A 25,542-nucleotide genomic window follows, 5' to 3' on the forward strand; every position below is an offset into this window, starting at 1 on the left:
CGCGGCCCGTGCCCATCATGATGAGCAGATCACCAAGGTCCTGCCCGATCGATCGACCATGCGATGGCTCGTTGGATCGTCAGCGCCATAACGCGCAGAAAAGCGGCGCGCAGCGGCAGAAGCGGCCTTCGTGCGTACCGGTCGCAAAGCCCGGCATGGCATAGGCAATGCCAGAAACACGAAACTCTTCTACACTCGAATAAGCTCCCATCTCTACACGTCTACGATGCAAACAGTCAGCGAACTATCGTTGCAGACGAAAAAGGGGAGGGAAATGGCGAACCTATTAGTCGTAAGAGCTTATCGGAACCAGCCGGGGCATGAACTCTTGGCGCTTGTTCCTTTCAATGCCGCATCCGAAGTGCCGGATCAGATTTTGGTGGACGAAGCAAAACGTAGGCTCGAATCGAGCTTCAGCGCTAGAGAGCTCGAGACGCTGCTTTTCAAAGTGGAGCGCCCGGGGCAGGCTCACCCGCGCGCGCCTGATGAGGGCCATCTATCCGAGGAGGCGGGAACGACGCGCTCGGACGACGCCGCGCCGGGCCGGCATGGCGGTTAGGACGGCAGCCCAAGGGCATTTTTCGGATCGCTTCAGGATTAATTTCTCAAGCTGCTTGACTCATTCCAGAGCGAGAACATACTAAGAACACACCGGCGATGCGGCCGCTACCTGACAACCCATTTTTTGATGCCTGCTGTGGCCTCACAGGAGATTGAGAACGTGCGTCCGCTCGGAAAACACTCTGAAACCTCAAACCCGATTGATGAAGCTTTGTCCTGGCACGACGGTGATGCCCGAGCAGCGATAGCCACTCTCCTGGCGGACTGCGCCTATCTGCGCTGGCAGCTTGAGCTTGCCGGCAGGGCAATGAGCCATGGATTCTCTCGCGGCTGGCGTCCCGAGCCTGATCGAGACTAACGGCCGCAGCGATGCGCCATCGTCGCGGCATAGATCTTACTGCCGGCAATCCGATGGATCCGACGACGCTGACCGGCGTCAACGTCAACAGCCGCCAGCACTCCGTCGCCTTCCAGGACATTCCGCAATGGTACGAACTCGGCGCCCGGTGCTTTCGCTGCAAGCACGCCGGTTATCTGGATCGACGGGAACTGGCGCGGCGATACGGTCGGGCGCGCATGATCATCACCTTGGAGCCGAAGCTACGGTGCACGCAGTGCGGAAACCGTGAGGCGAACGACTTCGTGCTGGCGAAGATTCATCGCAACGCTTGATGACAGCAAAACGGCTTGCGCCCACTCGACTCAAGCGCGAATTAGTGTTCTCTTCTCCATCAGGAGGATTGTCGCATGTCAATCAACGATGAAGCCGCTGGGCTGGCCGCCTACACGCTTGTCACGTCACTTCTGGACCACTTGACGTCCTCGCATAGGATAAGACCAGACGAATGCGATGAGGTGCTTAAGGAGGCGCTATTGCGGATCGACGCGTTGACGAGCCCCACGTCCCCCGCAATCGCCCAGCGAGCACGGCTTTTCCTTCAGGCGCGGTTAAATGCCTCCGTTACGCCAAGCGAGATCCAGCATTGAACAGGGTCGAGAAGCTCGCAAAGGCGATTTATGAACGAAGCGTCGGCGACCCATGGTGGCAGGCCAGCGACGAAGAGAGAGAACGGCATCTTTTATACGCGAGCGTTTCGTTCGATTTCTTCGGCCAACCAACACCTGCCATGGTGGGGGCCGGTCTCCAGGAGATGAAAAGAAAGAACTGGCCCATCCCCGCGGGGTATGTCAGCAAACTATGGGTCGTAATGGCGGGTACGTTGGACGACTAGGCGAAGACTGCTGATCAGTTTCGGGAGCACTGGGTGGCTCAAGCCAGAAGGCGATTTAGCACCACGGTCGGCGCCGCCCCTCCCAGGTGCGAGCAAGACCTTCGGCCACCAGCTTGTCGCCGATCGATTGGCCGTTTCGCATGAGGATGCGGAGCGACCTACCGTACTGGTCCGCCTCCCTATCCGGCAACGGGCGCATTTCGAATGGTCCCGCATTCAACAGGGCCTGCAAGCGCATCTTTGCCTTCTGTCCAAGCGCCAGTTCTCGCGCGCACTGAGGCTTTCCGATTTCGGGGGTGTCTATGTCCGCGATGCGGATTTTCTCGCCTCGAAGCCAGAATGTGTCGCCATCCACGATGCACGTAACCCGCTTCGACCCGCTGCAAATGGTGAAGCCCTGGTTCACTCGCATTCCCCCCGGCGACTGTTCCCCAAGAACGTGAAGTGGATCGGGAATGCCCTCTATCGCGTCAGCATCTATTCCGGGATTGCGCTCGATCGGGTCGGAAGCTGTAAACTCGACAACAACGTCTTTTGCCGTTCTCACCACATTCGCCGAGAAGGCGGCAATGGACTGCCAATGAGTGCCGACAGTAATCGTTGCAAGGAAGACCGCCGCGGACGCTCCAAGAACCCGCCCGGCAAATGCTCGCCGCGACCGACGCCTGGCGCTCTCCAAGTTTACCACGACCATCTAGCGACCCTCTCCTTCGGGCTCACCCTGAGATTGAGGAATTACTAAATCGTAAACCCGGGGCCGCTCATGTGCGCCTCCGGGTCTGCGGGTCGCACTGGTCGATGATCCATACCGCGGCATCGGCTACACGCTCACCCGCCCAGGCGATGCCCTTGGCGGTGCGGAGGAGGGCTATTGCAATGAGAAGGGCAATGAGCTTCATCGACTGCCCTCCCGCCAACGGCCGACACGCAAAGGCAGGCCGAGCAGTCGGCAGCGATTGAATACGTTCGTACGCGGCTGCCCAACCTCCTTGGCGATGACGTTATAGGGGGCGCCGTCGATGTAGAGCCGGATGATTTCGGCATCGTCTTCCGGGGTGAAGACCGCGGCTTTGCTGCCCGGCTTCCTGCCTCGATAGTTCCCTTTGCGGCGCGGCGTCTTCGGGGCAACATCGACGCTCCGACGTTCTGCTCCTGCATAAGCGATCAGCATGTCCGCCTCCTCAACGTGGAACGAGCGACGTGAAGACGCTGCCATCTTGGAGACGGTGATGGCGGGTGCCGATGATTTCGCTGTAGGGCTCACGGCGGGTCTTGGCACGACGCAGCATTTCCCCCGCCTTGGCAACTCCGGTCCCATCGAACTGCATTCCCGGCTCAAAGGGATGCCACTCGTCTTCGGATCGGCAGCAATCCTGCTCATCGCCGTTCTGGTCGAGTTCATCGTCGTCGTGCGGCTCGTCAAGGATATCGCCACCGTGCTCGTCTTCGGCCTCGCATTCATCGAGCTCAGACGACTGCGCCCAAAACTCCTGGGGCCGACCATCGTGGTCGTTCTCAGCGCCCAAGGTGGGCTCATCGTCGTGGCCGTCCTCGATGTCCGCGTCATCGTCCAGCAAATCGAGCAGGGCAATCATCTCCTCAATGCGGCGCTCCAGTTCGGAACGGCGGAAAGTCTCCAGCGCGGCCATCACAGAGCCTCCCCTTCCTCAAGGTCGCCCCACATGGACTTTGCCAGCCATTGGGCTGCGGAAAAGCGCTCGTCGGCACCCAAAGCAGCATAAGCGGCAGTCGCCCGTACCTTGATGGCAAGACCGCCCGGCGTGCGGGCGCGGGTCTGCGACATATCGTAGATGACGCGGCGTAAGGCTCCATCCGCGTTGTGGTGCGCTTGCAGCGCTGCGGCCAACCCGCTCGCCTGTAAAGCTGCATCCGTCGCTCTCTCGAAATCCAAGGCAAGGCGGTACTGCCTTTCGATGCTCTTCGGCATCTTCTGGCTCCTGAAATTCCGCTCCAGCGCATAGGACGAGATAATGCGCACGCGCCGGCCGTCTGCTCCCTTCACGTCTTTGAGCTTAGGTGAGGCCGGATCGCGGTAGAAATCGGCATGCGCCGCCCCGTCGAAACGCTCATGTTCGCTACCGGAAATCTCAGTCGGCAAGGCGGGTGCCATGGCGCGGAAAACCGGCTGCAGTTCGGACACCCGCTCACTTGTGGCGAAGTAGTCGGCGTGAGCTGCCTCAAACCGTGCTCCGAGGTCGAGCAGTTCGGAGTTTTCTTTTGGACCGCTCGCCGCCGCGACCGGGGCGGCCGCCAGCGCCGAGGCAGCGGCAACACCGCCCATGCGGGACAAGAAGAAGCGACGGGAAAGGTTTGCGGGCATAGCTTCGCCGGCAACCGGAACGAATTCGTTCGGCATGGTGGTTTCTCCGAATTTCTGATGAGGTTGGGGCTTATGCGTCCGGGCGCGGATCGCCGATGGTGAGCACGAACTGGTGCTTGTCGTCGATCACGCTACGCCAAGACCGATCGGGGTGAATTTCGGCCATAGCCTCCTTGAGCGCGTCCGCGTGATATCGGGCCCGCTCTGCCGGCGTGGCGACGGCGAGGAACTGGTCAACGGAAGGAGTTTCCGGTTCTGCGGCAGCTACCACCGTGGCGGCCGGCGGAATGGATACTGCAGCAATACCGCCAAGGAAGGTGCGACGGGTCGTGGTCATCTATGCGGCCTCCTGATTGCTGGCGAGCGCCAGGGCTTCGATTTCGGGGATGATGGCGGCGGGGTTGCCGGCGAAGTGGTGAGCGCGGGCCTTGATGAGGAGGCCGGCGAAGCAGGCGGGGCGCATCGGCGCGATGGCCTGCGCCAGATCCTCCAGCTTCTCGTAGAGCTCATTGACGTGGTGGACAGTGCGGCCGGTGACGGCGAAACGATGCGCGGACCATGCCGAGGAGCCGTAGACCAAGCCAGCATCGGCCGCGGTGCGGTCGGCTTCGTGCTGGAGCGCGGCAAGCTGAGACTGAGCGGCTCGGTAGTCGGCCATGAGGGCGGCGAAGGTGGCGCCGAGGCGTGCGAGTGCTTCCGTCATGCGGGCGACCTCCACTCTACGAGGCCAGGAAGGGACGAGAGGAGAGCGGCCGTCACGTCGTCTTCCAGCCTGCCGTTATTTTCCGCGGCGAGGCGGTGCAGGAAATCAGCTTTGATTTTGGCCTCATATGGCCATTCTGGACGGAATGCGGCGACAGCCTGTTCCGCTTCGTTCACGCGTCCGCCGACTTCGAATTGTGCGGCGAATGCTGCTTCGCGCTCCGGCGTGTCATGCGCGGCATCGTCCGTTCGCCGTATGGCCTCGGTGAGTTCGTCCATGCGCTGCCAATAGGTGGCGAGCAGGAGATAAATCGACGTGGGCTTTTCCATTACGCTACCTCCAGTTTTGCGAGTTCCGCCGACAAGGCGGCGCGCACGGCACCGATGCGGACGCCGAAGGCTTTGCAGTCGAGGGTGAGGATTTCGGCCTTCAAGGCGTCGATGCGGGCAACCACGGCGGCATCCAGCTTCGCCTTGGCGACCTGGGCTTTGGCGCGCTTCCATTCCGCCTTAAGGCAATCTCCGAAGCGGACGATGGTGCCGCGCAGATAGGGATTGCTGGCGACATAGGCCTGTGCACGGCGGTAATGCGCCCATCCGGCCTTCATGATTTCCGAGCGGTTGAACATTGAAAGTTTCCCTTTGGGGTGTTAACTTACGTTTAACATAAGTTATGTAACTTGCCTTTGCAATAGCGAACTTACTAAAAAGGAAAGTTAATGGTTTCCCCGGAACAATGCAGGGCCGCCCGTGCGCTCCTGAACTGGACGCAAGCCGAGCTAGCCGAGCGTGTTTCGATCAGCACGGTATCTATCAGGGCGTTCGAGAAGGGTGGGGAGATGCGGGATTCGAACCTCAAGCTGATCCGTATGACCTTTGAAGCGGCCGGCGTGACATTCATCCCAGAAAACGGTGGTGGCGCGGGCGTCAGGCTCTCTAAGCCGCGAGGCGCCTGACAACCTGCGGCACGCTTGCTTACGTCGAAAGTCGCGCTAGGATTTGCGGCCTGGAGGGGCTTGCAATGAAAATGCGCAACCAACTCATCCCAGCGACGGGCGTAGAAGCCGTTTGTCTAGCTTATGCTGGAGAAACCACAGGAGCGGCAATAGCGGTCGCTGGCGGCGTGATATGGCTTCATCTTCACGCGATCGAGATAAAGCTTAATAAGCTCCTAGACGAGCGTGGCATAATCGTTTGGGACGCGGATCTGGACAAATGAAAAGGTTCATCCCAGCAATCGCCCTCCTTGTCATAGCCCCAGCCGCGTTTTCTGCTGGCCCGTACTTTCCGCGATACGGCAGCGAAAACGGGGGCCTTGTTGAGTTCCACAAGAGCGGATTCTACGTCCACGCCACCGATACGGACGAAATGAGCGTCTATGATTGCAAGAAGGTCGGCAGCCTGACGCCATCAATCCATTGGGGACAGTGCGAGGGCGGGGAAAAATTCCTCTTCACCCTCGATCCGAAGCACCCCGAGACCATGAAAATCGGGGACGTTGTGTATAAGGAATGCGGCAAACTCTGGGACAAGTGTTAACCGCGGATAAGTTAATCCTCGCGCGCGCGTAAGCTTCCGAAAACCACCCGGTCCGGTTATGATCAACCTCCCAAACCGGAGGCCCGGCTATGTCGGAAGTCACATTCGAATATCGGTATTTCCAACTCGACGCCAGCGACGGCGAAATGCGGATCTTCAACAGCCGGCCCGACGTTCGGGGGCAACTGGCCTTCATCCCGAACGCACCCGCGTTCTATCTCACCGCTATCGATACGGATGGATATGAGCATGTTGTCGATATCTTCCACGACAGGGATACGGCCTTGTCTGCGGCCGACTACAAGTGGAGGAGCTTCGGTGTGCGAGGGCTCCACGACCGAACTGTCACCGGAGTGCCAGAAGTCTACCGCTCCTATCCCTCTCCCGAGGGGTGGGCGTATATTCGGCTGGAGGGCGGGGAAGACGCGCCGAGACCGTCGAAGGTCCAATGGGCCGAGATGGAGCCGTGGATGCCCAAAGGGGCTTGCTGGTATGTTATAGCGGTGGCGGAGGACGGCGACGAGTGGCCCGCCTTTGTCGGATGTAATGAAGGCGATGCACGCCAGTTCGCGGCGGATGCCCTAGAAATCTATGGGGTCTCAGACCTCATAGATCTTACCCGAATGGGGACAGCCTGACGCGAACGTACATCGCCGCGCTGAGGCGGTGTAGACTTTGGCTTTCCCCATGCGTTTCTCTTTGGCCCTGTCCGTGTCAATGTCCGGTCAAATGGAGGAGACGATGACTATCAAGCCCGTAAAATTCACAGTGAAGGAACCTATTATCGTCGACGGCCATGAGGTCGGCGATGGCGTCTATGTCGGTCAGAAAATCTCAGACACCGAGATTGAGCGCTCCATGAAGCGCCCAGTCTCGTATTTCTTGCACCTAGCGGCGCCGGACGTCGGCAAAGATGCAACCGTCGTGCAGCGCTTCGATTTGGACGTTACCGACTATGTGGCCAAAGGGGCGATCAAGGTCGGCTAAATACGGGAGAGAGGCGGCTGGCTAAGGCCGATCAGTGATCCGCCTGCCGCTCTCCGCGATTTGCGTGAGCAATACGCTGAGCGGGTCCACCGCCTCCAGCGTCGTCTTTTGCTCCACACGCTGCGTCTCGTGCCAATCGTCGGCCCCCATGTTCTTAAGGCCGAACATGACGAGAGCCGGATTGCCGCCGCCGGCAACAGCCAGTTCCCGCCCCCGCTTCTCCCACCAGGCCGCGCACTTCGCCTTGGCAATCTTCACGCTGTCTGCAAAGTCCGGCTGCGCTTCCATCCATTCGTTGATGGTCGATCGGGCCACGCCGATTTCGGCAGCAAAGGACGTGAGGCTCGCCCCGTCCGTCATGTGCTCGATGACCTGATCACAGTAGGAGGGCTGGAACTTCGTCGGTCTTGCCATGGTGATATTGCTCCTTCGATTAGTAGAGGCCCACGCTGTCGCGCGCCTTGTCTGCCTGAGACCGGCTTCCGTCGCCGAAATTGCGGCCGAAGAGACCACCGAGGAGACCGCGGGTCCCACCACCACCGCCGACACTCTGTCCGTCGCGGAACAGGGTTTCGACGCCGTTGGGATCGATGCGGGAGACGAGGCCGCCGCCAAGGCTGGTGATGCGGGAGCCATCGGTCGCAAACGCCGACGTTCCTTTCGGGCCGCCCCATGCGCCATATGCAGCTTGCGCCCCACTGCCGATGTTGTTCAGCGTGCCGACGCCGCTCCAGGGATCTGCGCGCCCACCCGTAACGGTATTCAGGAGGCCGCCCAGGAGGCCTCGTTGTTCGATTTCCTTGCTGAGGAGGCCTTGCTGTGTGTTCGGAGTGCCAAACGCGTCCCGGGCGAGCTTCGCGCCGATAAGACTACCGATCGGCCCGCCGAGTGCACCCCCTGCCATACCGCCAAGAACGGTGGCGCCGAAGTTTCGTGTCTTTGCTCCAATCCGCGAAGGAACGCCCGTCACCTCGGCTTGTTTCTTCGTGGCGGCTTCCGGCTGCGCCTCGATCCCGGCGCTGACCGGCCCCTCTACAACGCCCATGCCGGCCGCCTTTGGCTGAGACAGGAGATCCACATCGACCGTCTTCACGCGGTTGGGCGTCATGCCGAGCTTTTCGGCGCTCAGAAGACCGGGATTGCTCAAGAGGCCCGTGTTTTCGTTCAAGGACAGCGGCGCGGACAGATCCTGGATATTCGGGTTCATGCCGGCGACGGACACGGATTGCGTCATTGTCGGCGTGAGGCCCGTAAGGCGCTCGGTGGCCGCTATGTTCCGCGGATAATCCACCGGATCGACAAGCCCGGCCGTCATGGCTTCAGCGCCCATAGCGTCGACCTGATCCGGCACCGATACCGTCGCCGGGGTGGGGTTCATACGCTGATGAAGGAGGCCGAGTGCGCTTTCCCGCCGCGCATCGAACGTCGCTTGCTGATCGGACGTCAAGCTGATGCCGCCACGCATCCTGGCTTCCATCGCCTGACGGGAGCGGTTCGCTTCGTCCTGCAGCGCTGCCATCTCAGCTTCAGAGGCGCGCTGTACGCCCGTGTCGCCGAGCATGGCGTCCCGGAGGCCGTCCCGACCCATCGCAATATCGGCACTCTCCATCATCCGTCCGGTGGCGCCGAGATTTGCGCCCGCACCGGACAGGTTGAGGCTCGGCGTCTGTCGCATCGTGTCGGCGAGCAGGCCATAACCGGCGCGCTGCTGCTCGGGCGTTGTGCCAAGGCTCGGAAGCGGATGACGCTCAACCGCCATCGGCACCGCGCTCTCCCATGGGCTCGGGCGAGCCTCAGGGGTCGGGACGCGAACCTCGGAATTGAAGTCGACCACGGACCGGGGATCTACAAACCCCATTTCCGGGTCGATAGTCTCAAAGTGCAGATGCGGGCCGCGGGAACGGCCGGTGTTTCCAACGGAGCCGAGGGGAGTTCCCCGCGCAATTTCATCGCCAATCGCAAGGTTTCCGATTTCGTCAAGATGACCGTACCGCGTCCGCATCCCGTCTGGATGCTCGATTTCGACCATATTGCCATAGCCACGTTGCGGGCCTGCGAAGGTGACCCGGCCAGCGTTGGCAGCCTCTGCCGTGTATCCAGAGGCGCCGGGCTGAAGTGACATGTCAATGCCTTGGTGGAGATTGGAGCCAAGTCCCAAGGGCGTGCGAGGCGCATTTCGATAACCGAAGCCGCTAGTCACCCGATCCCCGAGCACGCCGAAGGGAGAGCCGTAACCTTCGCGGGCGGCGGTGAGAAGTCCTTCCCCAGTGCCTGCCGCCGCCTGGTTTGCGCGCTGGCTTACCAGGCCCTGTTGAGGGGTGGCAGAATAGCCCCCGAACAGCGCATCAAAGGCGGATGGCTCGGCGCTGGTGCGTTCTTCCGGGGCATAGCTGGCAAGCATGGCGCCACCTGCTTCAGGCTGCACAAAGCCTTGCGCCGTGCGGATGGACCGCCTTTCCGGGTCGCTGAAAAACTGGTGGCCGGCCGTCTCGGTTTCAGCTTGGAGCCCGTCAGGAAGCCGATGGGCTGCTTTCGGCGTGGCATAGAAGGTTGCGGTATGAACAGGGCCATTCTCCTGCACATCCTTCAAGGCGCGCGCGGCAAGGTCTCGGTATTTCTCGACACCCGGAGGGAAGGCTTTGCCGTAGGCATTGAACTCGCTCGGGACACTCACCACGTCCTCAAGGGAGACGCCAAGCTGCGCGGCGCGATTGGCGATGACGCTGGCAATCGCCTTCATGTCCTCCAGCCGCTCCGCGGGAGTGCTGCCGCCCGCCTCCGCAAGGATGGTGTCAATGACGGTGCTGACCTTGGCCATGGTGGCTTACTCCGCTTCTGCCGCAACCGGTGACGGAACCACCAGGCGAATGATGAGGACATCGCTGCCGGCGGGGCTCGTATCGATACCCATTGCCTCAGCTTCCCTATAAGCGGCCTCTTCCTCGCCCTGGTTGGTGACGAGCCGGACAACGCGGGGATATGGCCGGTCTCTCGACGCGGCGGTTGCCTCCAGCTTTTCGAGGCGGCTCAGAAGATTGGTGCTCATTTCTTCGTCATCCTTTCTTCAAGTGCAGCGACACGGGCGGCAAGCTCGCTCGTCTCGATAGCCTTCCTATGCGCCTCCAGAAGCGCGACGACGGTGGCGCCCTCATCCGGGGAGATTTCGCCGCCTGCGACCTGGCGCGTGATGGCGGCCACGGCGTCGGGCAGATCCTCGGCGGTTTTGACCTCGGGGAGATCGAACGCCATGCGCGCACCTTTCCGAGCTGGCCACACACGGTCGAGAATGGTCCGTGCCGCGGTTGCATCACCCTCTTTTGCCTTCTCAACCATGGCCAACACGATTGCCTCGGCCTCTCCTTCGCCGAGGGCGTCGAGAGCCATCAGCGCTTTCGGGCGCGAACCGGCGCGGCGACCTCTCGGGTTGCCAGACTGACCGGGCTCAAATCGCTTGCCCTTTGGTGGCGTGTTTTCTCTCGTCATACCCTGCTAGTGCCCCTGTTTTGGCAGACCTATCGCACCGGAACCGGCACCGTGATTTCTAGCGGAACCTTGTCGGCGTCACCGTTGCGCTGCCCTCTCCATCGGGAGGCGGGAGTGTTCGGGCTCTGCCCAAGCGTACCTTCCAGGATGTACCGGATAGCTGCCCCCTTATCGGCCTCGGAGAGGTTCATGCGCTCCAAGCCGATGAGGTCTTTCATCACTCTCCCGGCGGCCCCCGATCGATCGGAGCGCAACGCATCCATGACACCGCTGATTTCATCGTCACCCATGCCACCGAATGCACTGAGGCGTTGCGCAATCCACTGGTGCGTTTGATTGCCGCCGCCGAGCCGAGCCGCCTTCTTCTGGCGCTCGCCGTCGTCGCGAATGGTTCCGGCCGTAGCGCCAGGCACGCGACGATAAAGCTCCGCCAGCCGATCGAGCGCGCCGCTTTCGACGTTCTTCGGCATCTGCTGTAACAGTAGCTTGGCGCGAGCCGGGTTCAGAAGGGCGTCCGCAAGAATATCGTCGACGCTCTGGAAACCGGCCTCGCGAAGGGCTGAGGCCATCTTGCCGCCCACCGCGGACACGATGCTGCCGCCCGCCGCATATGCGCCCAGGAGCCTGGAAAGAACCGAGCCGGCCGCATCGCTCTTGGCCGCGGCGTAGATGTCCTGGGCGGTGTTGCTGCCGCCGGGAATGCGTACCGCAGAAATCGAACGGTTCGACCGGCGTATGTCGGCGGCGATGTTCTGGATGGTCCGGATTTCGTCGGGAGTGAAGCCGGCGGAGCGCAGGGCGCCGGCCTTGTCCTTGACAAAAGACTGGAACGCATCGCCCTTGATGAGTGACTGGCCGCTCGTACCGGCCTCGGCGTTGCCGACGAACTTTCCGAGAATGTGGTCCACCACGGCGCGACGGAGGCCGGCCCGCGCCTCAGGATCGCCCCGCGTGGCCAGGTTCAGCTTCATCATCTCCGATCCGGCATCCTGCCGGGCGAAGACATTACCGATCTGCCTGACGACGGCTTCACCGCTGTCTGCGTTCATGACCTTGCCCAGGCGGCTGCGCTGCGCCGCGTCCGTCATGAGGCGCTGGCGACGGGCGGCCGCGGCAATCTCCGCGTTCGACGCCTTCGCGGCATCTTTGCCAATTCGAGCGGCCGCCTCCGTCCGATCGGCAAGGCCGCGCGCGGACATGGCAAGCTGGTCAACCTGCTGGCGGAGGGCGGGAAGCTTGGCGAGAGCATCGGCATGCGAGCGCCGCCAGGTGTCCAGCTTGGACAGGTTGACCGTGCCATCCGCATTGAACGCGGCCTGCCTCAGCCTCGAAACCGCATACTGCTGGAGTTGCTGATCGGCGACTTCCTGGCCGACTGCCCGGCGATACTGGTCAATGGCACGCGCGCTCTCCGGCCGGCCGAAGAAAACCTTCGCCGGGGCGGTTTCCGCGGCCATATCGTAGGGGGCGGTGTAGGCCGGACGGCGGCGCATCGGGCCGAGCGTCTTGTTGTCGAAGGTTTCGACACGCTCACGGGTGGCCGTGCGGGCGGCGTCTAGTCGGTCTCGGGCGCCGGGGTCGAAGTTAGGGAGGAGGCCAGTTTCTTGTACTCCTGGATTTCCCTGAGCGCCTCGAAATCCCCGTCCTGCCGGCTGGTCCGCTCCAGATGCTGTAGAAATTCCGCCCGATCGGCCGACGGCATCGGTTCCAAGACCTTCGCTAACGCTTTGCCCCATTCCCTGGGCTTGGGTGCGCTGCTCATACCAATCCTGCTGCTTCTGAAGCATCCTGGCGAAAAGCGTATCAGCCTCGGCCATCTGCCCGTTGGCTACGGCCTGCGCTTCCTGCTGGATCTTGCCGGCGACTGCAGATTCAATATCAGCATCGGTCGCCTTGCTCAACATGGACAGGCGACGATAGGCGGTCGTCTCCCCGAAGTTGCGGCGCTCGGCGCGCATCTCGGTCTTGATGCGGCTCTGGAGCGCGGTCAGTTCGGAAAACGGGATGGTGTCACCGTACTGGCTCACCACGTCGAAGATGGCGCCCTCTTCCCCACTCGGGGGCTTGGCAGATCGGGGAAGCTCGGCAATGAGGGTTGCCGCCTGCTGCCGCGTGTTCTGCGCAGGAAGGGCGAGAGAGCCATCAGGGTCTACAGCCTCCCACAGCGAGCGCTCTGCGGCCTTTGCAGCGGCGCGGGCCTCCTCAAGGGACGAACGCATTGCATCACCGCTGGCACGCGCGCCGACGCCTTCGCCCATGCGCTGAGAGAGGATGCCGAGACTACCAGCCGCGTCCTCGACCGATCGGCGAGCATTTGCGGCGGTTTCATCCGCCCGCGCCGTCGCCCTGGTCACCACATCGTCATAGGCCGCCTGCGCCCGCTCGCTGACGGCCTGGACAATCTGACGGGCGGCATCGGCCACCTTTTCAGGAGAGCCGTCGCGCTGGACGCCTTCAAGGGCGGCGAGCCGGGCCGAATTCTGATCAACACGCCGCTGCTGGAAGGCTTCGGGCCGTTTCGTCTGAATACCGCGCTCCAAGCCGCCAACGCCCATATCGCCTGTCGCCTGGAAGGTGGTGGGCCGGGAACCTGCCACCAGATCAACCGCGGGCTCCTCAAGGGAGCGACGGAACGCAGTAAGGTCGGTGGCGCTGTCGGCAAGCTGGCGCGCTGCAAGGCGCTCCCTGCCGGCCTGGTGGAGAGGTGCTGCAGCGTCACGGGCCATACGGTAGCCACCACGAAGCATGGCAGGGATGCCGGCGGCGGCGGCGCCGATGCCACCCCCGATCATGCCCCCGCCCATCCCGGCGAGTGCGTCGTACTGATCGGGTGTCGCTTCCATGGCCGCCGAGGCTCCAGCACCGGAGGCACCACCTACAACAGCATCACCTGCAAGGCGGCCCACACTGGTTCCCGGCCCGAACATGCGGGTTGCGGTATCGAGCGCGCGCCCGGTCAGCGCGCCGGTTCGGGCGGCACCACCAACGACACCGGCAGGGGTGACGGTATAGCCGACACCTTCACCAACACCGCGGGCAATCCGCTCCTCAGGGGTGAGCGCCTGAATGTCCTTCGGCTCCGGAACACCCACCGCGCCAAACATGCTGGAGATGGATTCGGAGCCGCCGAAGCTGTCCGTGGGAATTGTGGGGAGATCAGGGTCACCCAGGCGATAATCGAGCCCTGAAAACTCGATGCCTTTGTTGATGTAGGAAGGAGCGGCATTAACGCCCTCGATACCCTTGTTGATCAGCCAGCGGGAGAAATCGACCGGAGCGCCGAGGGTGTTGTAAATGCCCTGGTTAAGGCCAGCCGTTGCGTTCAAAGCCAGCCCGTCGCCTTCCGGTGCTGGCTCCTGCGCGGCCGACTGCTCCCGGCGCATGCGGCCGACTTCTCGGGCAAGCTCGGTTGCCGCCTCCGTGTCACCGGCAGCGTCGGCATTGATGAGAGCCGTTTCAAGCTGCTGAAGCGTGGCCATGCTCAGCCCCCCATACTTGCGCACGAGGTCGTCGATGCGGCCGGAACGCTGGCGAGGCGATTGGAAACCACCACGTCCGCGGGAGGCCTCTTCCGCCGTAGCCTCAAGCTCGCCGACAAGGCGATCCAGCTTGTTCGCTGCGCTCCACGCAGTATCGCGGGCCGTAGGAAGATACCGTGAAGCGTACTGTTTGGCCTCGGTCTCGTTCATACCCGCGCCCGTCATCAGGCGCATGAGCGAGTCCACGCCGGATTGAAGGTCTTGGTAGATCTGCCCCTTCTCGCCATATCCGCCTTCGGCTACCGGCTGATCCCACCATCCGGTGACTTGCCCATCTTCGATTTTCTTTCGAAGTTCGGGAGCCTTTGCAATGAAGCTCTTTGCCATACCGACACGAGCGGCAAGCTCACCGGGCATTTCCTCGGCGGGGCCGCCGGGGATGGGCTCGACGCCAAGGCTCGGATTAGCTGGGTCTTTCAGCCGGTAACCGGCGGGAACCTTGAAACCAGTCGCATCATCGCCGCCGGCGCCGCGGGAACGCTTCAACTGAACGTAATCGGTGAAGCCGCCCTCAAAACCATTCTCCTTCGCGAACTGGTATTCCTGCGCAAGGGCGGGCTGGGTCTTTTCCTTCGGAGCCGTGCCGAGAGGTGTCCACGTCGCGGCGTTTTCGTCGGCCCACCCGAAAGTACCATCAGGCAAGGTCATAAATTTCCGACTGGGGCGCTGAGCCTTCTTCGCTTCCTGCGCCTCTTTGTAGTGCAGGCTGAAGGCGTCGGATGGGGTGAGGATGCCGGCTTCGACGGCCTGGACGAGCTGAGGGTTGTCCTTGCCCAGTATTTCGAGCGTGCGGTTTCGCTGGCGGGCGTCCTTGCGGTAGTTGGCGAACCCCATGGCGGCGTTGCTAAGCTGCTCCTGCGGGTTGCTGCCGGTCAGGAGCCCTGTGCTGATAGCGAGGAGCGCATCGGGGTTGAAGCCGCTGAGGAAACCATTGCCCTGCGCCCGCTGAGGTGTTGCGGCAGGCGTTTGCGTGCCGCCAGCATTGCCAGCGCCCATGCCGCGGAAGAGATCCAGAAAAGTGCCTGCCATGGCGGAAATCCTTGGTTCGAATTTCGACAAATATACCGCCTTTTCAATTGCTTAGCAACGTGGACACCGTTGGACATAGTTGCCCACCGTTGGACATAGTTGGACATTTGGGCCAACTTTTTTTGGTCAATCGAGGTCGGCGAGCACTCGGTAGAACATCACAAGGCGGTGAGCGCGGTCGCCAGCCTTCAGCCGCTCCAATGCCGGCCAGTCGCCATGGATCACCATGTCGAGCGCGATCCGGGAGACGTGAACCGGGGAATTCTTGCGCATCTGGCGAGAGATGCCGAACTCGTCGCACCAGCGCCGAATGGTCTTCGTGGTCTTGCCGGCATGGGCCGCTGCCTCGGCAACCGTCATGACCTCGTCGGGCAGGATGTGGAGCCTGACTGTCGAAGCATCGACGAGCGCGATGACGTTGCCCTCCTCGGGCTCGATCCGATTGGCGGCGTTCATCGGTTCAGCCTCCAGATGGTGAGCCCGTAGGCCGGGACGATGCAGACAGCGAAGACGATGAGGCAGGTTTGCAGGTAGTCACCAATCGACATGACCGCCCCCTCACATCTGCGCACGCCGCGCGGCTGGAAGCGTGCAGTCGACGAGAGGCACGCCGAAGCTCTCGGCAAGGCCAACAGCACTGTCCCGGATATCAGCCAGCGGAGAGCTGAGAGCGATGCCCACGGCCGTCCGGTTGTTGTCGGTGGATACCAGCTCCAGCACGATGCACGGCAGGTCCGTGATGGTCTGAACAAGAACGAGGTCGTTCCTGCTGTCCTCACGGAAGTAGGCGCCAATCGTGACGCTCACGATTTCGAGCCGCACCCACGGGGCGCCGGTTTCAATCTCTTCATTCATCGTTCTGGCCTCCTGGCTGGGGCGTGATGTTTCTTGCGAGGGCGATGGCCTGGCAGGCTTGGAGCCCGGTCAGGCCGAAGCGCTCCTTCAGGGCGGGGATGACATGCGGGATCGGCTCGAGCTGTGCGGCCAGCCAGAGAGCCGCGGCGCGCATCGGATCGTCAGGCGTCGTCATGCCGCCACCTCGAGTTCGGTCCATCCGTCGCCGTCTCCCGGCTCCAGAAGGTTGGCAGGGACCAGGCAGCCGTCATTGCCGGGGCGCGGTCCCCAGTCCTGTACAGACCATTTCCGAAGGTTGCGGCCATGGCGAAGCCGCTTCAGCCACTTCTCATCATCGACAGGGACATGCGGGGGGTGCTGGTTGTCGCCGTTCTCCCAGCTTTCCGCGTTGAGCCAACGAGCGGCATGGCGGATGAACCGTTTGTCCGCCTTGGATGTCTCACGGCTGTACGCTTCGAGAGCCTTCATGATGGCTTCGAGGGAAACCTTCTTCCGGGCTTTGAGAAAGGCGCTGAGCGCGTCCTTGCGATCTACCTTGCGGGGATAGGCTGGCCAGAACGTATTCGTAAATTCCTGCTCGACAGTATCGCCGTGAGGCGGCTCGGAAGCCCGCAAATCCATTTTGCGGGAATATATATTCCTTTCCTTTCCCTTCCTTTCCGCTTTCCCCGCGTGCCCGTCGCGTGAGGCACGCGTGGGGCACGCGTCAGATACCGCAACGATTTCCGTAGGTTCGGGCAAAATGCTGGCCGTTTCGCGGTTGTTTATCACCTGATGACGACGCCACGATGGGATATGCCCAAATTCACGCCCGTCCGACGCGTATTTCACAATGAAACCACGCGTGGCCAACGCGTCGAGCACGCGTGAAAAGTCGATTTCGTCGTATGGCAGGATGTCGACTTTGAGCTGACGCGGACGCCAGGCAAAACGGCCCTCTCGGTCGCATTGCGTCCACAGTCCCGCAAAGGCAAGGCGCAGCGGAAGGCCCGTTTCCTGCTCGGCGTCGAAGATACCTTCATGCTTGAAAAATTCGGGTTTGATGGTGCGAATTCGAGCCATTACATCGCCCTCGCTGCGTTTCTCACCGCGGAACTGGCAACGTCGATGAACAGGTTCACCGTCCTAGTGGCGCCCATCCGCTGCTTGGCGATGATAAATTCAAGCTTGTTCTGGCAGGCCGCAAGCTGCTCCATGCGGTCGGCCTCGTCGTCGGCGTTCTTCCCCTTGGCCTTGCCGAGATAGTAGGCCTCGCGGAACAGGAAGATGACCGTATCGGCGTCCTGTTCGATCGACCCACTTTCCCGCAGATCGGAGAGCATCGGGCGCTTGTCGTCGCGGCTCTCGACCTGGCGCGACAACTGCGAGAGCGCGAGCACCGCCACATTGTATTCGCGGGCGAGATTGCGCAGGCCGGCCGATATCTCGGTGATTTCCGCCGTGCGGTTGCCCTGATAGCGTGCCGAGGCCGCGATAAGCTGGAGATAGTCCACCGCCAGCACCTTCAGCGGCGTGCCGGCCCGCTCGGCATTCTCCGCCATCCGATCCACCTTGGCGCGGATCTCGGGCATAGACAGGCCGGAGGCATCCTCGATCATCAACGGAAGCGCATCCAGTTTCCGTTGCGATAGAACGATGTGTTCGAACTCCGCTTCGCTGACGCGGCCGGTCAGGAGGTCGGCATAGGCAATCGAACCATGTTCGTTGAAGGCAATGTCGGTCAGAGCACGCAAGGCCAAGGAGCGGGCTGCCATTTCCAGCGAGATAAATCCTACACCGGCACCGGCCTGAGCCGCCTGGATGGCGATGGAGAGGGCCACGGCCGTCTTGCCCATCGACGGGCGGGCGCCGATGATGGTCATCTCCCCCGCCTGTATTCCACCCGTGGCGCGGTTTACGTCGGCGAGGCCCCAGGTCGTGCCCGTGAGGCCGCCGCCCTGCTTCATGGCTTCCGACACCGCGGAGACAGCATTCTCCGAAGCCTCGCCGATGCTGAACAGGGTCTTACGGTGCTTGCCGCGCCGGAGAGCGGACGAAACTTCATCGAAGGTCTGGGCGGCGGTGCGGATGATATCCGCCGGGCTGGTGCCCGGATCAGCCGCCGCGAGCAGCACGCGTTCGCCCTCGCGCCCCAACGAAAAGCGTGCCCACTGGTGCATCATGGCAGGAACGCTGTCCTTCAGGCCGGCGGCGCCGCGGACGGTGCCACCAACCAGGCGGGCGAGGTATTCCGGCACGGGAATGCCGAGCTGCTTTGCTACCTCCTCCATGTCGACGGTCGCGGCCAGCACATTGCGGACGAGATCCAGGCGGACGGAACGATACTGGCCGGCCGCCTGCTTCATGCTGGCGAACAAATCGCGGTGGAAGGGTTCGATGAAGTGTCCCGGCTCCAAAGAGCCGGGTACGTGTTTGACGTCACCGGAGAGGAGGAGCGCGCCAAGCACCTCCTGCTCCAGTTCAGGGATATAGCTGGCGTCGAGGGCGGTGCTCATTTTCCACCCCGCATGAATGGGCCGCCCTGATTGTGAAAGGCATCGGCAAGCTGCGCGATGGACAGCGGCCAATGGTCAGCCATCATCTGGCCAGCAGCTACGCAGTACGCGGTTTCTGCCGGGCCGCCGCCCCATTCATCATCGGATTTCTGATAGTCGTGTAGTAGTTGATCGATTGCGCCGCAGAGGCCTTGCGCCATGGCGTGGCACATGATCGTCACGATTGAGCTACCGTTTTGAGCAGCTACTACGGGCCGATTATCCCGGTCGAAGTTTTGGCAATGCTCCAGCATCCGGCGCGCTGCGTCTTCTGGCAAGAACGCGCCGGCCAAAGCCTCGACCTCGACCCAGAGGAAATCCGGTTCGCCGTGCGGCGGGGTAAAGAACCCCACCGGCCGGCCGTTGATTTCTTTGCTACCGATGTGGCGAGCTTTGATATTCTTCATGCTGCCACCGCCTTCCGGCTGTCCGAAATGATCCGGACCTTAGACAGGAGGCGGAACCGCCCATGTCTTCCCGGGAATTGCCCCCCGTGGTCTTCATACTCGGTATCGATGTCGAAACCGGCTCCGCGAAGGCGGAAAATGTAGTGTGAAATCCGTGGTGCCGGCCGCTCGATCGATGTCAGGCCGCCGGGTCCTGCCTGTATCAACTGATCGAGCATCCAGGCCTGCCGGCCGATGACGGTAACCGGCAGGCTTTCGGAGCCGTCCGGAAGCGTGATGACTGCGCGCAAGGTGAGCTTTTTCATGCTGCCGTACCTCCAAGGCCATGGAGCTGGCAGACGGTTACGGCATGGAAATAGGAGATGCCGAACCTGCGCATGACGGAGCGGGCCGCCAGCATTTCAGATTGAGATTTGTCGGGAATTTCGGTAAGGTCCAGATTGTCGATGCTGCTGTGAAACGCTTTGACATTCTGGACCCGGTTGGCGCCTGCTCGCGCCGCCGGGTTCGTCGTTTTCATGGCTGCCCCCTACGCCGCGCGCTGCTGCTTCGCGGCTTCGATGACGCCGAGAATGTCGGAGAGGGGAAAGCGGGTGACACCGCCGAGCTTCAAGGGGCGCGGGATGAGGCCCTTCTTGACGTGGTTCCACACCGTGGCGCGGCACCGGAAGCCCAGGAGAGAGGCAACCTCATTGTCGGTCAGGAGCCGATCATGCGTTGCAATGTCGTTCAAGGCTGATTGCATTGTCATCCTCGTTTGGCCGGTGGCCTACGAGATCAACTGCTTGACTCTCGTAGGCGGGTTTCAACGAAATTGACAATGCGTTCCGCGAATTTTGCAGAACAGTATAGCTTTTGAGTTTGTTTTTACAGAACCCCCTACCTTTTGTAATCAGACAGGAGTTGCTGCAATAGAAGATCGACGGAATTTCCTCCGTTTAGCTCAGCAAGCTTGATCTTCAGATTATATGTAAGGGTATCTGCCGGGATGGTCGCGAAAAAGCTACGGTCTGTTTCAACCGCTTCTTTTTCATAAAACCCGAACGGGTTCTGGTGGCTCTCGTATGCCAAGATGGCGGCTGGCGATATTTGCGAGACGCCCACCTCTTTGGCCGTTTGGCTTGCTATCTTTGCGGCCTTCAGCTTCGTAGTGCCCGGAAGCCGAGACGACGCGGCAAGTACAAACGATAGGAGCAAACTGCGAAGGCGGCCCTCGAATAGCGAAGGGCCGCGGCGTTTACTGACGTTCTTTCGAGCGCCATCAATCAGCCGATGGATTGGGTGGTCTTGGGCAAGAGCGATAGCGCGCAACGCCACCCTTGCCGCGGTTATTGCGGCTTGCTGCTTAGTAAGGAAGGCGGCGTACTCCAGGTCGATCGGGACGCCACGGTCACGCATTGCCAGCATTTGTTCGCCGAGACGTCTAATAAAATTCTCGTCGTTCGACAAAGCCCGCTCAATGGCGTTGTAGGCGTCTATTAGGTTTTGTTGATCGGGATCAAGATCGACCCCTTCGACCATTCTCAGATACCATTCTTTGTCATCCTCGACCTTGGAACGTCCAGCCATCGCAGCACCTTGCGAAACACCGTGTTACCGTAGGGAAACCAGGCGGTGCATCCTGGCTTGTCGGCTGGCCGGCCTATCCCTACGGGTTCTTGCTATTCGTTCTCCACCAGGCGAAGCAGCTTGCCGCCCTTGCCGGTGACGTGGTTTGCCCATCGCAACAGCAGCTTGCGCCGCTGCTCAAGAAAATCGGTTCGCCTATAAGCCCGCTCAACCTTGCCGCCGACGACGTGACCTAGTGTCGTTTCTGCCACGTCATAGGGCGTTTCCGTGGTTTCAGCGATCCAGTCGCGAAGGCTGGAGCGGAAGCCATGCGGGCGAGCTGTCATCTTCCGGCGCTCCATAAGGCGCGACATGGTGGCGTCGGAAATCACACCGACCCGCACGCTCGGGAAAAGATAGCCGCCTCGCGCGAAAGGCTTTGCTTGCTCAATGACGGCGAGCGCCTCGGGTGTCAAAGGGACGCGAAAATCGGGGGTCTTGCCCTTCCGGCCTTTCATCACCTCGCCTGGAATGGTCCAAACGTCGCCCTCGATCTGATCGAGGCACATGAATCGCAAGGGGGCGGAGCGAACGCCGGTGAGGATGAGGAGCCTAAGCGCAAGGTGCGCAATCGTGCCGTCTGACAATGAAGCATAGAAGGCCGGCACCTCTGCCCATGGCATGGCCGGGATGTTTTGGGGAGTATGACGACGCTGGCCTAGCAGGGCTTTCGCCTTGTCGCAGGCCTGGAGGTCAACGTCGTACCCGAGCGCTGCAGCATGACGCATGCATATGGCCGTGCGATTCAGGGCCTTCCGAGCGGCTTCCGGCTTTGTGTGCCAGATGGGGGCGAGGGTATCGCGGATAAGGCGCTGATCGATTTCGCCGATCGGCTTCTTGCCCATCCGCGGCAGCACATGCACCTTGAGGGGGCTGAACCATCGGCCCGCTTTGCCGTCGCCCTTCAGTTCGGCCTTCCGGCTCTCGAAAGCATCGTTGGCAACATCCTCGAAGAGATGGAGCTGCTTTTCAGACGCGGCGCGCTCTCGCTCTCGTTCATTAATGGGATCCAGACCCCTTGCGGCAACCGTTCGCCATTTGGCCGCTTCCGTGCGAGCATCCTTCAGTGAGACAGTCGGGTAGGTCCCGAGCCCCATTTCTCTACGGCGCCCATGAACCGTTACACGTAGGAACCACTGCGCTTTGCCATTCTCATGCTTAACCAACCAAAGACCGCCGCCATCGGCATGTTTCCCGGGCTTGGCAGCGTCGACGCCTTTAGTGTTCAGCCGGTTTAATTCTCGCGCCACCTTACCCCCCTTTCCATCCACCCTTAAGCGTTTTACTGGGCTAGACGAATTATTACCGCAGATGCCTCCTATAGACAACGGATTGGCGGGAAATCCAGAGGAGTTTGACGAGCTTAAACATAGCTCTACGAGCATTCACAGCGGTTCAGTGCCTCTTCTGGGCACCAAATTCCCGCTCCGGTTCGTTCCGGAATGCGTTAAAAAAGCCCGGCCTCGCCGGGCTTTTTTGTTGCCCGCACGCGGCTCCCTCCCCCTCCTTGCCGGCAAAGCAGAATCTTCCCCTTGTGCTCTTGCGTCAGGGGCGCGATAGGCACATAAGCCTGCAAAATAATCATCTGCCTTTTTACGATCAGGATCATCGTGGCCCCGCCTCAACACGATGCCCATAAAACGGGCACGCCGTCCAAATTTCGGCTGTTTGCGCCCATTCTCGCCGGCGCCACGCTCAAGGAGCGCCTGATCGGCTGCGTCGGGGCCCTGATCGGCATCTGCCTCACCGGCCTCGTCTGCGGCTTCTTCCTGGGCCAGGACCCGCATCTGCCGCTGATCGTCGCACCCGTCGGCGCTTCGGCGGTGCTGCTCTTCGCCGTGCCCGCCAGTCCCCTCGCCCAGCCCTGGTCGATCGTCGGCGGCAACACGCTTTCGGCCCTGGTCGGCGTTACCGTCACCACACTGGTCACCGACCCCGCCATCGCCATCGGGCTTGCCGTGGCGCTTTCGATCCTCGTCATGTCGCTGACCCGCTCGCTGCATCCCCCCGGGGGAGCGGCCGCGCTCACCGCCGTCATCGGCGGGGCGGCGGTCAGCCGGGCAGGCTTCTGGTTCCCGCTGGTGCCGGTCGCGATCAACTCGCTGATCCTCGTGGCGCTCGGCATTATTTTCCATCGGCTGGCAGGGCGGCAATATCCGCATCGCCAGACGGTCGCGCCGGTCAACCCGCACAAGACCGCCGACCAGCCGGCGGCCTTCCGCGTCGGCTTCAACACCGAGGACATCGATACCGCCATCGTCAGCCTCAACGAGACGCTGGACATCAGTCGCGCCGACCTCGACGCGCTGTTGCGCCAGGTCGAACTGCAGGCCCTGCTGCGCCAGCGCGGCGACCTGACCGCGGCCGACATCATGTCGCGCGACGTGGTGACAGTGGCCCGCGACGCCACGGCCGACGAGGCCCGAAGCCTCCTGCTCGACCACGACATCCGCACGCTTCCCGTGCTCGACGCCGACCGGCGCCTTCTCGGCACCGTGGGCCTGAGGGAACTTGCCGCCATGGCGCCGAACGCCCACCTGCCCGTCTCCCAGGCTGCGACCGCCCGCCCGGCCGACCCCGCCATCGGCCTCCTGCCGCGGCTGACGGACGGTTCCATCCATGCCGTCGTCGTCGTCGACGACGAGCACCGCGCGGTGGGCATCATTTCCCAGACCGATCTTCTGGCCACGCTCGCCAAAAGCCTCTCCCAGAACGGCCCCTCGGGGCTGATGGGCGGTCACGGGCAGGGCATCTGACCATGCCCGAGCGATGTCACCCGAACCTGCCGGCGCCAGGCCGGCGGCCCTTCCAAGAGATGTGAGACCGAGACGAAAGGAGTGCCGCCATGGCAACCGTCGACGAGAAGCTTGAACCGATCCTTGCGCAGGTGCTGCAGCGCAATCCTGCGGAACCCGAATTCCACCAGGCCGTGCGCGAGGTGCTGGAAAGCCTCGGGCTCGTCGTCTCCAAACATCCCGGCTACCTGGCGGACGCGCTGATCGAGCGCATCTGCGAGCCGGAGCGCCAGATCATCTTCCGCGTGCCGTGGGTCGACGACAGGGGCCAGGTGCAGATCAACCGCGGCTTCCGCGTGCAGTTCAACTCGGCGCTGGGACCGTACAAGGGGGGCCTGCGCTTCCATCCCTCCGTCAATCTCGGCATCATCAAGTTCCTCGGCTTCGAGCAGACCTTCAAGAACGCGCTGACGGGCCTGCCGATCGGTGGCGGCAAGGGCGGCTCGGACTTCGACCCGAAGGGCCGCTCCGACGGCGAGATCATGCGCTTCTGCCAGTCCTTCATGACGGAACTCTACCGCCATCTCGGCGAGTACACCGACGTGCCGGCCGGCGATATCGGCGTCAGCGGCCGCGAGATCGGCTGGATGTTCGGCCAGTACAAGCGCCTGACCAACCGCTTCGAGGCCGGCGTCTTCACCGGCAAGGGCCTGAGCTATGGCGGCTCGCTGGTGCGCACGGAAGCGACCGGCTACGGCGCGGTCTATTTCACCCGCGCCATGCTCTCCACCAGGGGCACCGATTTCGAGGGCAAGCGGGTGACCGTCTCCGGCTCCGGCAACGTGGCGATCTACGCCATGGAACAGGCCATCAAGTACGGCGCCAAGGTCGTCGCCTGCTCGGACAGCAGCGGCTACATCCATGACGAGGGCGGTATCGACCTTTCGCTCGTCAAGGAGATCAAGGAAGTGCGCCGCGAGCGCATGTCGGAATATGCCCGCGCCAAGACGGCCGGCGTGCATTTCATCCCGGCCGGCAAGGGCTCGATCTGGGACGTGCCGTGCGACGTGGCGCTGCCCTGCGCCACGCAGAACGAGCTTTCCGGCAAGGACGCCAAGACGCTGGTCAAGAACGGCGTCATCGCCGTCGCCGAGGGCGCCAACATGCCCTCGACGCCGGAGGCGGTGCGGACCTTCCAGGAATCGGGCGTGCTGTTCGGCCCCGGCAAGGCGGCCAATGCCGGCGGCGTTGCCACCTCGGCGCTGGAAATGCAGCAGAATGCCAGCCGCGACAGCTGGAGCTTCGAGACGGCCCGCGAACGGCTCGGCCAGATCATGCAGGGCATCCACGACCGCTGCGCCGAGACGGCGGAAGAATACGGCGCCAAGGGCAACTACGTGCTCGGCGCCAACATCGCCGGCTTCACGCGCGTGGCCGAAGCCATGCGCGCGCAGGGCGTGATCTGATCGCCCCTCCTCAAGCCTCAGGCAGCCGACGGCCCCGGACCCTGTCCGGGGCCGTTTTCATTTGCCGCGGCGAACCTGCGCTCGGCAAGGCCGCCGGCGACGACCCGGAAGGGCGAGCGCGCGGCCTCTGCCGGCGCGGGGCTTGCGGCCGCCGGCTGGAACAGCACCTTTTCCAGGACGATCCAGTCGCGCCGGCCCTCCGGCCGGTCGAAGGCCATCGCCTGACCTTCGCGCAGGCCGAGCAGGGCAAGCCCATAGAAGGTCGTGACCGGCAGGAAGGCACTCCCCGCCGCATAGCTGCCCGGAAGGCAGAGGGTGCGGCTGTCGACGAGCCCGCTCTCGCAGCGGAACGTCACGCGCGCATCGATCGTCGCCAGATCAGCGGGGATACGGCTTCCCGCCGGCCGGCACCCGCCCGCCAGCTTGCGCTTCAGCAGCACCAGCCATTCCTCCGTCAGCGGCGGCCAGTCGCGCAGCAGCTTCTCCAGTACATATCCGTCTCTTGCCGTAAGCATAGCGGGATC

Annotated in this window: 36 protein-coding genes; 9 read left to right on the forward strand and 27 right to left on the reverse strand. The window is 62.3% G+C overall.

Going from position 1 to position 25,542, the window contains the following annotated elements:
- The first annotated feature begins 274 nt into the window (after positions 1-274).
- The 3 genes from AB3G45_RS25015 to AB3G45_RS25025 all read left to right on the forward strand — a co-directional run bounded on the left by AB3G45_RS25015 (position 275) and on the right by AB3G45_RS25025 (position 1,793).
- A complete protein-coding gene (locus AB3G45_RS25015) occupies positions 275-559 on the forward strand; it encodes a hypothetical protein (RefSeq protein ID WP_367833101.1) in 285 nt (94 codons plus the stop codon).
- A 413-nt stretch (positions 560-972) separates the two neighbouring features.
- Complete coding sequence (locus AB3G45_RS25020) at positions 973-1,233, forward strand: hypothetical protein (RefSeq protein WP_367833102.1); 261 nt, start codon at positions 973-975, stop codon at positions 1,231-1,233.
- A gap of 311 nt (positions 1,234-1,544) precedes the next feature.
- Complete coding sequence (locus tag AB3G45_RS25025; RefSeq protein ID WP_367833103.1) at positions 1,545-1,793, forward strand: hypothetical protein; 249 nt, start codon at positions 1,545-1,547, stop codon at positions 1,791-1,793.
- A 55-nt stretch (positions 1,794-1,848) separates the two neighbouring features.
- Here AB3G45_RS25025 and AB3G45_RS25030 read toward each other — a convergent pair whose 3' ends face one another.
- The 9 genes from AB3G45_RS25030 to AB3G45_RS25070 all read right to left on the reverse strand — a co-directional run bounded on the left by AB3G45_RS25030 (position 1,849) and on the right by AB3G45_RS25070 (position 5,465).
- The gene (locus AB3G45_RS25030) at positions 1,849-2,487 is read right to left on the reverse strand and encodes a thermonuclease family protein (protein ID WP_367833104.1); all 639 of its coding nucleotides are present in this window, start codon (positions 2,485-2,487) and stop codon (positions 1,849-1,851) included.
- A 67-nt stretch (positions 2,488-2,554) separates the two neighbouring features.
- On the reverse strand, positions 2,555-2,692 hold the full coding sequence (locus AB3G45_RS25035) for a hypothetical protein (protein ID WP_367833105.1): 138 nt from the start codon (positions 2,690-2,692) through the stop codon (positions 2,555-2,557).
- A complete protein-coding gene (locus AB3G45_RS25040) occupies positions 2,689-2,964 on the reverse strand; it encodes a hypothetical protein (protein WP_367833106.1) in 276 nt (91 codons plus the stop codon). The genes AB3G45_RS25035 and AB3G45_RS25040 overlap by 4 nt, the downstream gene beginning before the upstream one ends.
- Before the next feature lie 10 nt (positions 2,965-2,974).
- Positions 2,975-3,442 carry a hypothetical protein gene (locus AB3G45_RS25045; RefSeq protein WP_367833107.1) on the reverse strand — a complete coding sequence of 156 codons (468 nt, stop codon included), beginning with the start codon at positions 3,440-3,442 and terminating at the stop codon, positions 2,975-2,977.
- Complete coding sequence (locus tag AB3G45_RS25050) at positions 3,442-4,170, reverse strand: hypothetical protein (RefSeq protein WP_367833108.1); 729 nt, start codon at positions 4,168-4,170, stop codon at positions 3,442-3,444. Before AB3G45_RS25050 ends, AB3G45_RS25045 begins: the two co-directional genes overlap by 1 nt.
- Positions 4,171-4,204: 34 nt before the next feature.
- On the reverse strand, positions 4,205-4,471 hold the full coding sequence (locus AB3G45_RS25055; RefSeq protein WP_367833109.1) for a hypothetical protein: 267 nt from the start codon (positions 4,469-4,471) through the stop codon (positions 4,205-4,207).
- Positions 4,472-4,837, reverse strand: coding sequence for a hypothetical protein (locus tag AB3G45_RS25060; protein WP_367833110.1), 366 nt, complete (start codon positions 4,835-4,837; stop codon positions 4,472-4,474).
- On the reverse strand, positions 4,834-5,166 hold the full coding sequence (locus AB3G45_RS25065) for a hypothetical protein (protein WP_367833111.1): 333 nt from the start codon (positions 5,164-5,166) through the stop codon (positions 4,834-4,836). Before AB3G45_RS25065 ends, AB3G45_RS25060 begins: the two co-directional genes overlap by 4 nt.
- A complete protein-coding gene (locus AB3G45_RS25070) occupies positions 5,166-5,465 on the reverse strand; it encodes a hypothetical protein (RefSeq protein WP_367833112.1) in 300 nt (99 codons plus the stop codon). Before AB3G45_RS25070 ends, AB3G45_RS25065 begins: the two co-directional genes overlap by 1 nt.
- Positions 5,466-5,555: 90 nt before the next feature.
- Between AB3G45_RS25070 and AB3G45_RS25075 the strand changes: the two genes are divergently transcribed.
- The 4 genes from AB3G45_RS25075 to AB3G45_RS25090 all read left to right on the forward strand — a co-directional run bounded on the left by AB3G45_RS25075 (position 5,556) and on the right by AB3G45_RS25090 (position 7,362).
- The gene (locus tag AB3G45_RS25075) at positions 5,556-5,792 is read left to right on the forward strand and encodes a helix-turn-helix domain-containing protein (RefSeq protein ID WP_367833113.1); all 237 of its coding nucleotides are present in this window, start codon (positions 5,556-5,558) and stop codon (positions 5,790-5,792) included.
- Positions 5,793-6,051: 259 nt separating this feature from the next.
- Positions 6,052-6,375, forward strand: a complete 324-nt coding sequence (locus AB3G45_RS25080) for a hypothetical protein (RefSeq protein ID WP_367833114.1) — start codon at positions 6,052-6,054, stop codon at positions 6,373-6,375.
- An 89-nt stretch (positions 6,376-6,464) separates the two neighbouring features.
- Complete coding sequence (locus AB3G45_RS25085) at positions 6,465-7,013, forward strand: hypothetical protein (protein WP_367833115.1); 549 nt, start codon at positions 6,465-6,467, stop codon at positions 7,011-7,013.
- A gap of 103 nt (positions 7,014-7,116) precedes the next feature.
- Positions 7,117-7,362: a hypothetical protein gene (locus AB3G45_RS25090; RefSeq protein WP_367833116.1), complete on the forward strand. Its 246-nt coding sequence runs from the start codon at positions 7,117-7,119 to the stop codon at positions 7,360-7,362.
- 21 nt (positions 7,363-7,383) lie between these two features.
- Here the strand turns inward: AB3G45_RS25090 and AB3G45_RS25095 are convergent, their stop codons facing one another.
- The 17 genes from AB3G45_RS25095 to AB3G45_RS25175 all read right to left on the reverse strand — a co-directional run bounded on the left by AB3G45_RS25095 (position 7,384) and on the right by AB3G45_RS25175 (position 22,426).
- Complete coding sequence (locus AB3G45_RS25095; RefSeq protein ID WP_367833117.1) at positions 7,384-7,776, reverse strand: hypothetical protein; 393 nt, start codon at positions 7,774-7,776, stop codon at positions 7,384-7,386.
- Between the two features lie 19 nt (positions 7,777-7,795).
- On the reverse strand, positions 7,796-10,180 hold the full coding sequence (locus AB3G45_RS25100) for a peptidoglycan DD-metalloendopeptidase family protein (RefSeq protein WP_367833118.1): 2,385 nt from the start codon (positions 10,178-10,180) through the stop codon (positions 7,796-7,798).
- A gap of 6 nt (positions 10,181-10,186) precedes the next feature.
- A complete protein-coding gene (locus AB3G45_RS25105) occupies positions 10,187-10,408 on the reverse strand; it encodes a hypothetical protein (protein WP_367833119.1) in 222 nt (73 codons plus the stop codon).
- Entirely contained in the window at positions 10,405-10,845 is a 441-nt protein-coding gene (locus AB3G45_RS25110) for a DUF5681 domain-containing protein (protein WP_367833120.1), read from the reverse strand. The genes AB3G45_RS25105 and AB3G45_RS25110 overlap by 4 nt, the downstream gene beginning before the upstream one ends.
- A gap of 29 nt (positions 10,846-10,874) precedes the next feature.
- On the reverse strand, positions 10,875-15,413 hold the full coding sequence (locus tag AB3G45_RS25115; protein WP_367833121.1) for a hypothetical protein: 4,539 nt from the start codon (positions 15,411-15,413) through the stop codon (positions 10,875-10,877).
- Positions 15,414-15,539: 126 nt separating this feature from the next.
- Positions 15,540-15,869 (reverse strand): hypothetical protein, encoded by a 330-nt coding sequence (locus AB3G45_RS25120; RefSeq protein ID WP_367833122.1) that lies wholly within the window; start codon positions 15,867-15,869, stop codon positions 15,540-15,542.
- Positions 15,870-15,971: 102 nt separating this feature from the next.
- Positions 15,972-16,268, reverse strand: a complete 297-nt coding sequence (locus tag AB3G45_RS25125; RefSeq protein ID WP_367833123.1) for a hypothetical protein — start codon at positions 16,266-16,268, stop codon at positions 15,972-15,974.
- Positions 16,261-16,443 carry a hypothetical protein gene (locus AB3G45_RS25130; RefSeq protein ID WP_367833124.1) on the reverse strand — a complete coding sequence of 61 codons (183 nt, stop codon included), beginning with the start codon at positions 16,441-16,443 and terminating at the stop codon, positions 16,261-16,263. Before AB3G45_RS25130 ends, AB3G45_RS25125 begins: the two co-directional genes overlap by 8 nt.
- Entirely contained in the window at positions 16,440-17,330 is an 891-nt protein-coding gene (locus AB3G45_RS25135; RefSeq protein ID WP_367833125.1) for a hypothetical protein, read from the reverse strand. Before AB3G45_RS25135 ends, AB3G45_RS25130 begins: the two co-directional genes overlap by 4 nt.
- Complete coding sequence (locus tag AB3G45_RS25140) at positions 17,330-18,763, reverse strand: replicative DNA helicase (protein WP_367833126.1); 1,434 nt, start codon at positions 18,761-18,763, stop codon at positions 17,330-17,332. Before AB3G45_RS25140 ends, AB3G45_RS25135 begins: the two co-directional genes overlap by 1 nt.
- Positions 18,760-19,209 carry a hypothetical protein gene (locus AB3G45_RS25145; RefSeq protein WP_367833127.1) on the reverse strand — a complete coding sequence of 150 codons (450 nt, stop codon included), beginning with the start codon at positions 19,207-19,209 and terminating at the stop codon, positions 18,760-18,762. The genes AB3G45_RS25140 and AB3G45_RS25145 overlap by 4 nt, the downstream gene beginning before the upstream one ends.
- A complete protein-coding gene (locus AB3G45_RS25150) occupies positions 19,206-19,514 on the reverse strand; it encodes a hypothetical protein (protein WP_367833128.1) in 309 nt (102 codons plus the stop codon). Before AB3G45_RS25150 ends, AB3G45_RS25145 begins: the two co-directional genes overlap by 4 nt.
- Positions 19,511-19,729 carry a hypothetical protein gene (locus AB3G45_RS25155; protein WP_367833129.1) on the reverse strand — a complete coding sequence of 73 codons (219 nt, stop codon included), beginning with the start codon at positions 19,727-19,729 and terminating at the stop codon, positions 19,511-19,513. Before AB3G45_RS25155 ends, AB3G45_RS25150 begins: the two co-directional genes overlap by 4 nt.
- A gap of 9 nt (positions 19,730-19,738) precedes the next feature.
- Positions 19,739-19,954, reverse strand: coding sequence for a helix-turn-helix transcriptional regulator (locus AB3G45_RS25160; protein ID WP_367833130.1), 216 nt, complete (start codon positions 19,952-19,954; stop codon positions 19,739-19,741).
- Between the two features lie 134 nt (positions 19,955-20,088).
- On the reverse strand, positions 20,089-20,778 hold the full coding sequence (locus tag AB3G45_RS25165; RefSeq protein ID WP_367833131.1) for a hypothetical protein: 690 nt from the start codon (positions 20,776-20,778) through the stop codon (positions 20,089-20,091).
- A gap of 92 nt (positions 20,779-20,870) precedes the next feature.
- Positions 20,871-22,067, reverse strand: a complete 1,197-nt coding sequence (locus tag AB3G45_RS25170) for a tyrosine-type recombinase/integrase (protein WP_367833132.1) — start codon at positions 22,065-22,067, stop codon at positions 20,871-20,873.
- Between the two features lie 197 nt (positions 22,068-22,264).
- Positions 22,265-22,426 (reverse strand): hypothetical protein, encoded by a 162-nt coding sequence (locus AB3G45_RS25175; RefSeq protein WP_367833133.1) that lies wholly within the window; start codon positions 22,424-22,426, stop codon positions 22,265-22,267.
- Here AB3G45_RS25175 and AB3G45_RS25180 point away from each other — a divergent pair.
- Together AB3G45_RS25180 and gdhA are read left to right on the forward strand one after the other, a co-directional pair.
- Complete coding sequence (locus AB3G45_RS25180; protein WP_367833672.1) at positions 22,422-23,573, forward strand: HPP family protein; 1,152 nt, start codon at positions 22,422-22,424, stop codon at positions 23,571-23,573. The two genes, AB3G45_RS25175 and AB3G45_RS25180, sit on opposite strands and share 5 nt — an antisense overlap.
- Before the next feature lie 89 nt (positions 23,574-23,662).
- Positions 23,663-25,018, forward strand: coding sequence for an NADP-specific glutamate dehydrogenase (gene gdhA, locus AB3G45_RS25185; protein WP_367833134.1), 1,356 nt, complete (start codon positions 23,663-23,665; stop codon positions 25,016-25,018).
- A gap of 17 nt (positions 25,019-25,035) precedes the next feature.
- On the opposite strand, the gene AB3G45_RS25190 is transcribed toward gdhA, so the two are convergent.
- Positions 25,036-25,533: a hypothetical protein gene (locus AB3G45_RS25190; RefSeq protein ID WP_367833135.1), complete on the reverse strand. Its 498-nt coding sequence runs from the start codon at positions 25,531-25,533 to the stop codon at positions 25,036-25,038.
- Between the last annotated feature and the right edge of the window lie 9 nt (positions 25,534-25,542).

The organism is Shinella sp. S4-D37 (assembly GCF_040812195.1).
In the GTDB taxonomy this organism is placed as follows: domain Bacteria; phylum Pseudomonadota; class Alphaproteobacteria; order Rhizobiales; family Rhizobiaceae; genus Shinella.

Bases quoted from the DNA above. Each gene is read 5' to 3' on its own strand.
- AB3G45_RS25015 (WP_367833101.1), top strand. From the start codon at position 275: ATGGCGAACCTATTAGTCGTAAGAGCTTATCGGAACCAGCCGGGGCAT.
- AB3G45_RS25020 (WP_367833102.1), top strand. From the start codon at position 973: ATGGATCCGACGACGCTGACCGGCGTCAACGTCAACAGCCGCCAGCAC.
- AB3G45_RS25030 (WP_367833104.1), bottom strand. From the start codon at position 2,487: ATGGTCGTGGTAAACTTGGAGAGCGCCAGGCGTCGGTCGCGGCGAGCA.
- AB3G45_RS25035 (WP_367833105.1), bottom strand. From the start codon at position 2,692: ATGAAGCTCATTGCCCTTCTCATTGCAATAGCCCTCCTCCGCACCGCC.
- AB3G45_RS25040 (WP_367833106.1), bottom strand. From the start codon at position 2,964: ATGCTGATCGCTTATGCAGGAGCAGAACGTCGGAGCGTCGATGTTGCC.
- AB3G45_RS25045 (WP_367833107.1), bottom strand. From the start codon at position 3,442: ATGGCCGCGCTGGAGACTTTCCGCCGTTCCGAACTGGAGCGCCGCATT.
- AB3G45_RS25050 (WP_367833108.1), bottom strand. From the start codon at position 4,170: ATGCCGAACGAATTCGTTCCGGTTGCCGGCGAAGCTATGCCCGCAAAC.
- AB3G45_RS25055 (WP_367833109.1), bottom strand. From the start codon at position 4,471: ATGACCACGACCCGTCGCACCTTCCTTGGCGGTATTGCTGCAGTATCC.
- AB3G45_RS25060 (WP_367833110.1), bottom strand. From the start codon at position 4,837: ATGACGGAAGCACTCGCACGCCTCGGCGCCACCTTCGCCGCCCTCATG.
- AB3G45_RS25065 (WP_367833111.1), bottom strand. From the start codon at position 5,166: ATGGAAAAGCCCACGTCGATTTATCTCCTGCTCGCCACCTATTGGCAG.
- AB3G45_RS25070 (WP_367833112.1), bottom strand. From the start codon at position 5,465: ATGTTCAACCGCTCGGAAATCATGAAGGCCGGATGGGCGCATTACCGC.
- AB3G45_RS25075 (WP_367833113.1), top strand. From the start codon at position 5,556: ATGGTTTCCCCGGAACAATGCAGGGCCGCCCGTGCGCTCCTGAACTGG.
- AB3G45_RS25080 (WP_367833114.1), top strand. From the start codon at position 6,052: ATGAAAAGGTTCATCCCAGCAATCGCCCTCCTTGTCATAGCCCCAGCC.
- AB3G45_RS25085 (WP_367833115.1), top strand. From the start codon at position 6,465: ATGTCGGAAGTCACATTCGAATATCGGTATTTCCAACTCGACGCCAGC.
- AB3G45_RS25090 (WP_367833116.1), top strand. From the start codon at position 7,117: ATGACTATCAAGCCCGTAAAATTCACAGTGAAGGAACCTATTATCGTC.
- AB3G45_RS25095 (WP_367833117.1), bottom strand. From the start codon at position 7,776: ATGGCAAGACCGACGAAGTTCCAGCCCTCCTACTGTGATCAGGTCATC.
- AB3G45_RS25100 (WP_367833118.1), bottom strand. From the start codon at position 10,180: ATGGCCAAGGTCAGCACCGTCATTGACACCATCCTTGCGGAGGCGGGC.
- AB3G45_RS25105 (WP_367833119.1), bottom strand. From the start codon at position 10,408: ATGAGCACCAATCTTCTGAGCCGCCTCGAAAAGCTGGAGGCAACCGCC.
- AB3G45_RS25110 (WP_367833120.1), bottom strand. From the start codon at position 10,845: ATGACGAGAGAAAACACGCCACCAAAGGGCAAGCGATTTGAGCCCGGT.
- AB3G45_RS25115 (WP_367833121.1), bottom strand. From the start codon at position 15,413: ATGGCAGGCACTTTTCTGGATCTCTTCCGCGGCATGGGCGCTGGCAAT.
- AB3G45_RS25120 (WP_367833122.1), bottom strand. From the start codon at position 15,869: ATGAACGCCGCCAATCGGATCGAGCCCGAGGAGGGCAACGTCATCGCG.
- AB3G45_RS25125 (WP_367833123.1), bottom strand. From the start codon at position 16,268: ATGAATGAAGAGATTGAAACCGGCGCCCCGTGGGTGCGGCTCGAAATC.
- AB3G45_RS25130 (WP_367833124.1), bottom strand. From the start codon at position 16,443: ATGACGACGCCTGACGATCCGATGCGCGCCGCGGCTCTCTGGCTGGCC.
- AB3G45_RS25135 (WP_367833125.1), bottom strand. From the start codon at position 17,330: ATGGCTCGAATTCGCACCATCAAACCCGAATTTTTCAAGCATGAAGGT.
- AB3G45_RS25140 (WP_367833126.1), bottom strand. From the start codon at position 18,763: ATGAGCACCGCCCTCGACGCCAGCTATATCCCTGAACTGGAGCAGGAG.
- AB3G45_RS25145 (WP_367833127.1), bottom strand. From the start codon at position 19,209: ATGAAGAATATCAAAGCTCGCCACATCGGTAGCAAAGAAATCAACGGC.
- AB3G45_RS25150 (WP_367833128.1), bottom strand. From the start codon at position 19,514: ATGAAAAAGCTCACCTTGCGCGCAGTCATCACGCTTCCGGACGGCTCC.
- AB3G45_RS25155 (WP_367833129.1), bottom strand. From the start codon at position 19,729: ATGAAAACGACGAACCCGGCGGCGCGAGCAGGCGCCAACCGGGTCCAG.
- AB3G45_RS25160 (WP_367833130.1), bottom strand. From the start codon at position 19,954: ATGCAATCAGCCTTGAACGACATTGCAACGCATGATCGGCTCCTGACC.
- AB3G45_RS25165 (WP_367833131.1), bottom strand. From the start codon at position 20,778: ATGGCTGGACGTTCCAAGGTCGAGGATGACAAAGAATGGTATCTGAGA.
- AB3G45_RS25175 (WP_367833133.1), bottom strand. From the start codon at position 22,426: ATGATCCTGATCGTAAAAAGGCAGATGATTATTTTGCAGGCTTATGTG.
- gdhA (WP_367833134.1), top strand. From the start codon at position 23,663: ATGGCAACCGTCGACGAGAAGCTTGAACCGATCCTTGCGCAGGTGCTG.
- AB3G45_RS25190 (WP_367833135.1), bottom strand. From the start codon at position 25,533: ATGCTTACGGCAAGAGACGGATATGTACTGGAGAAGCTGCTGCGCGAC.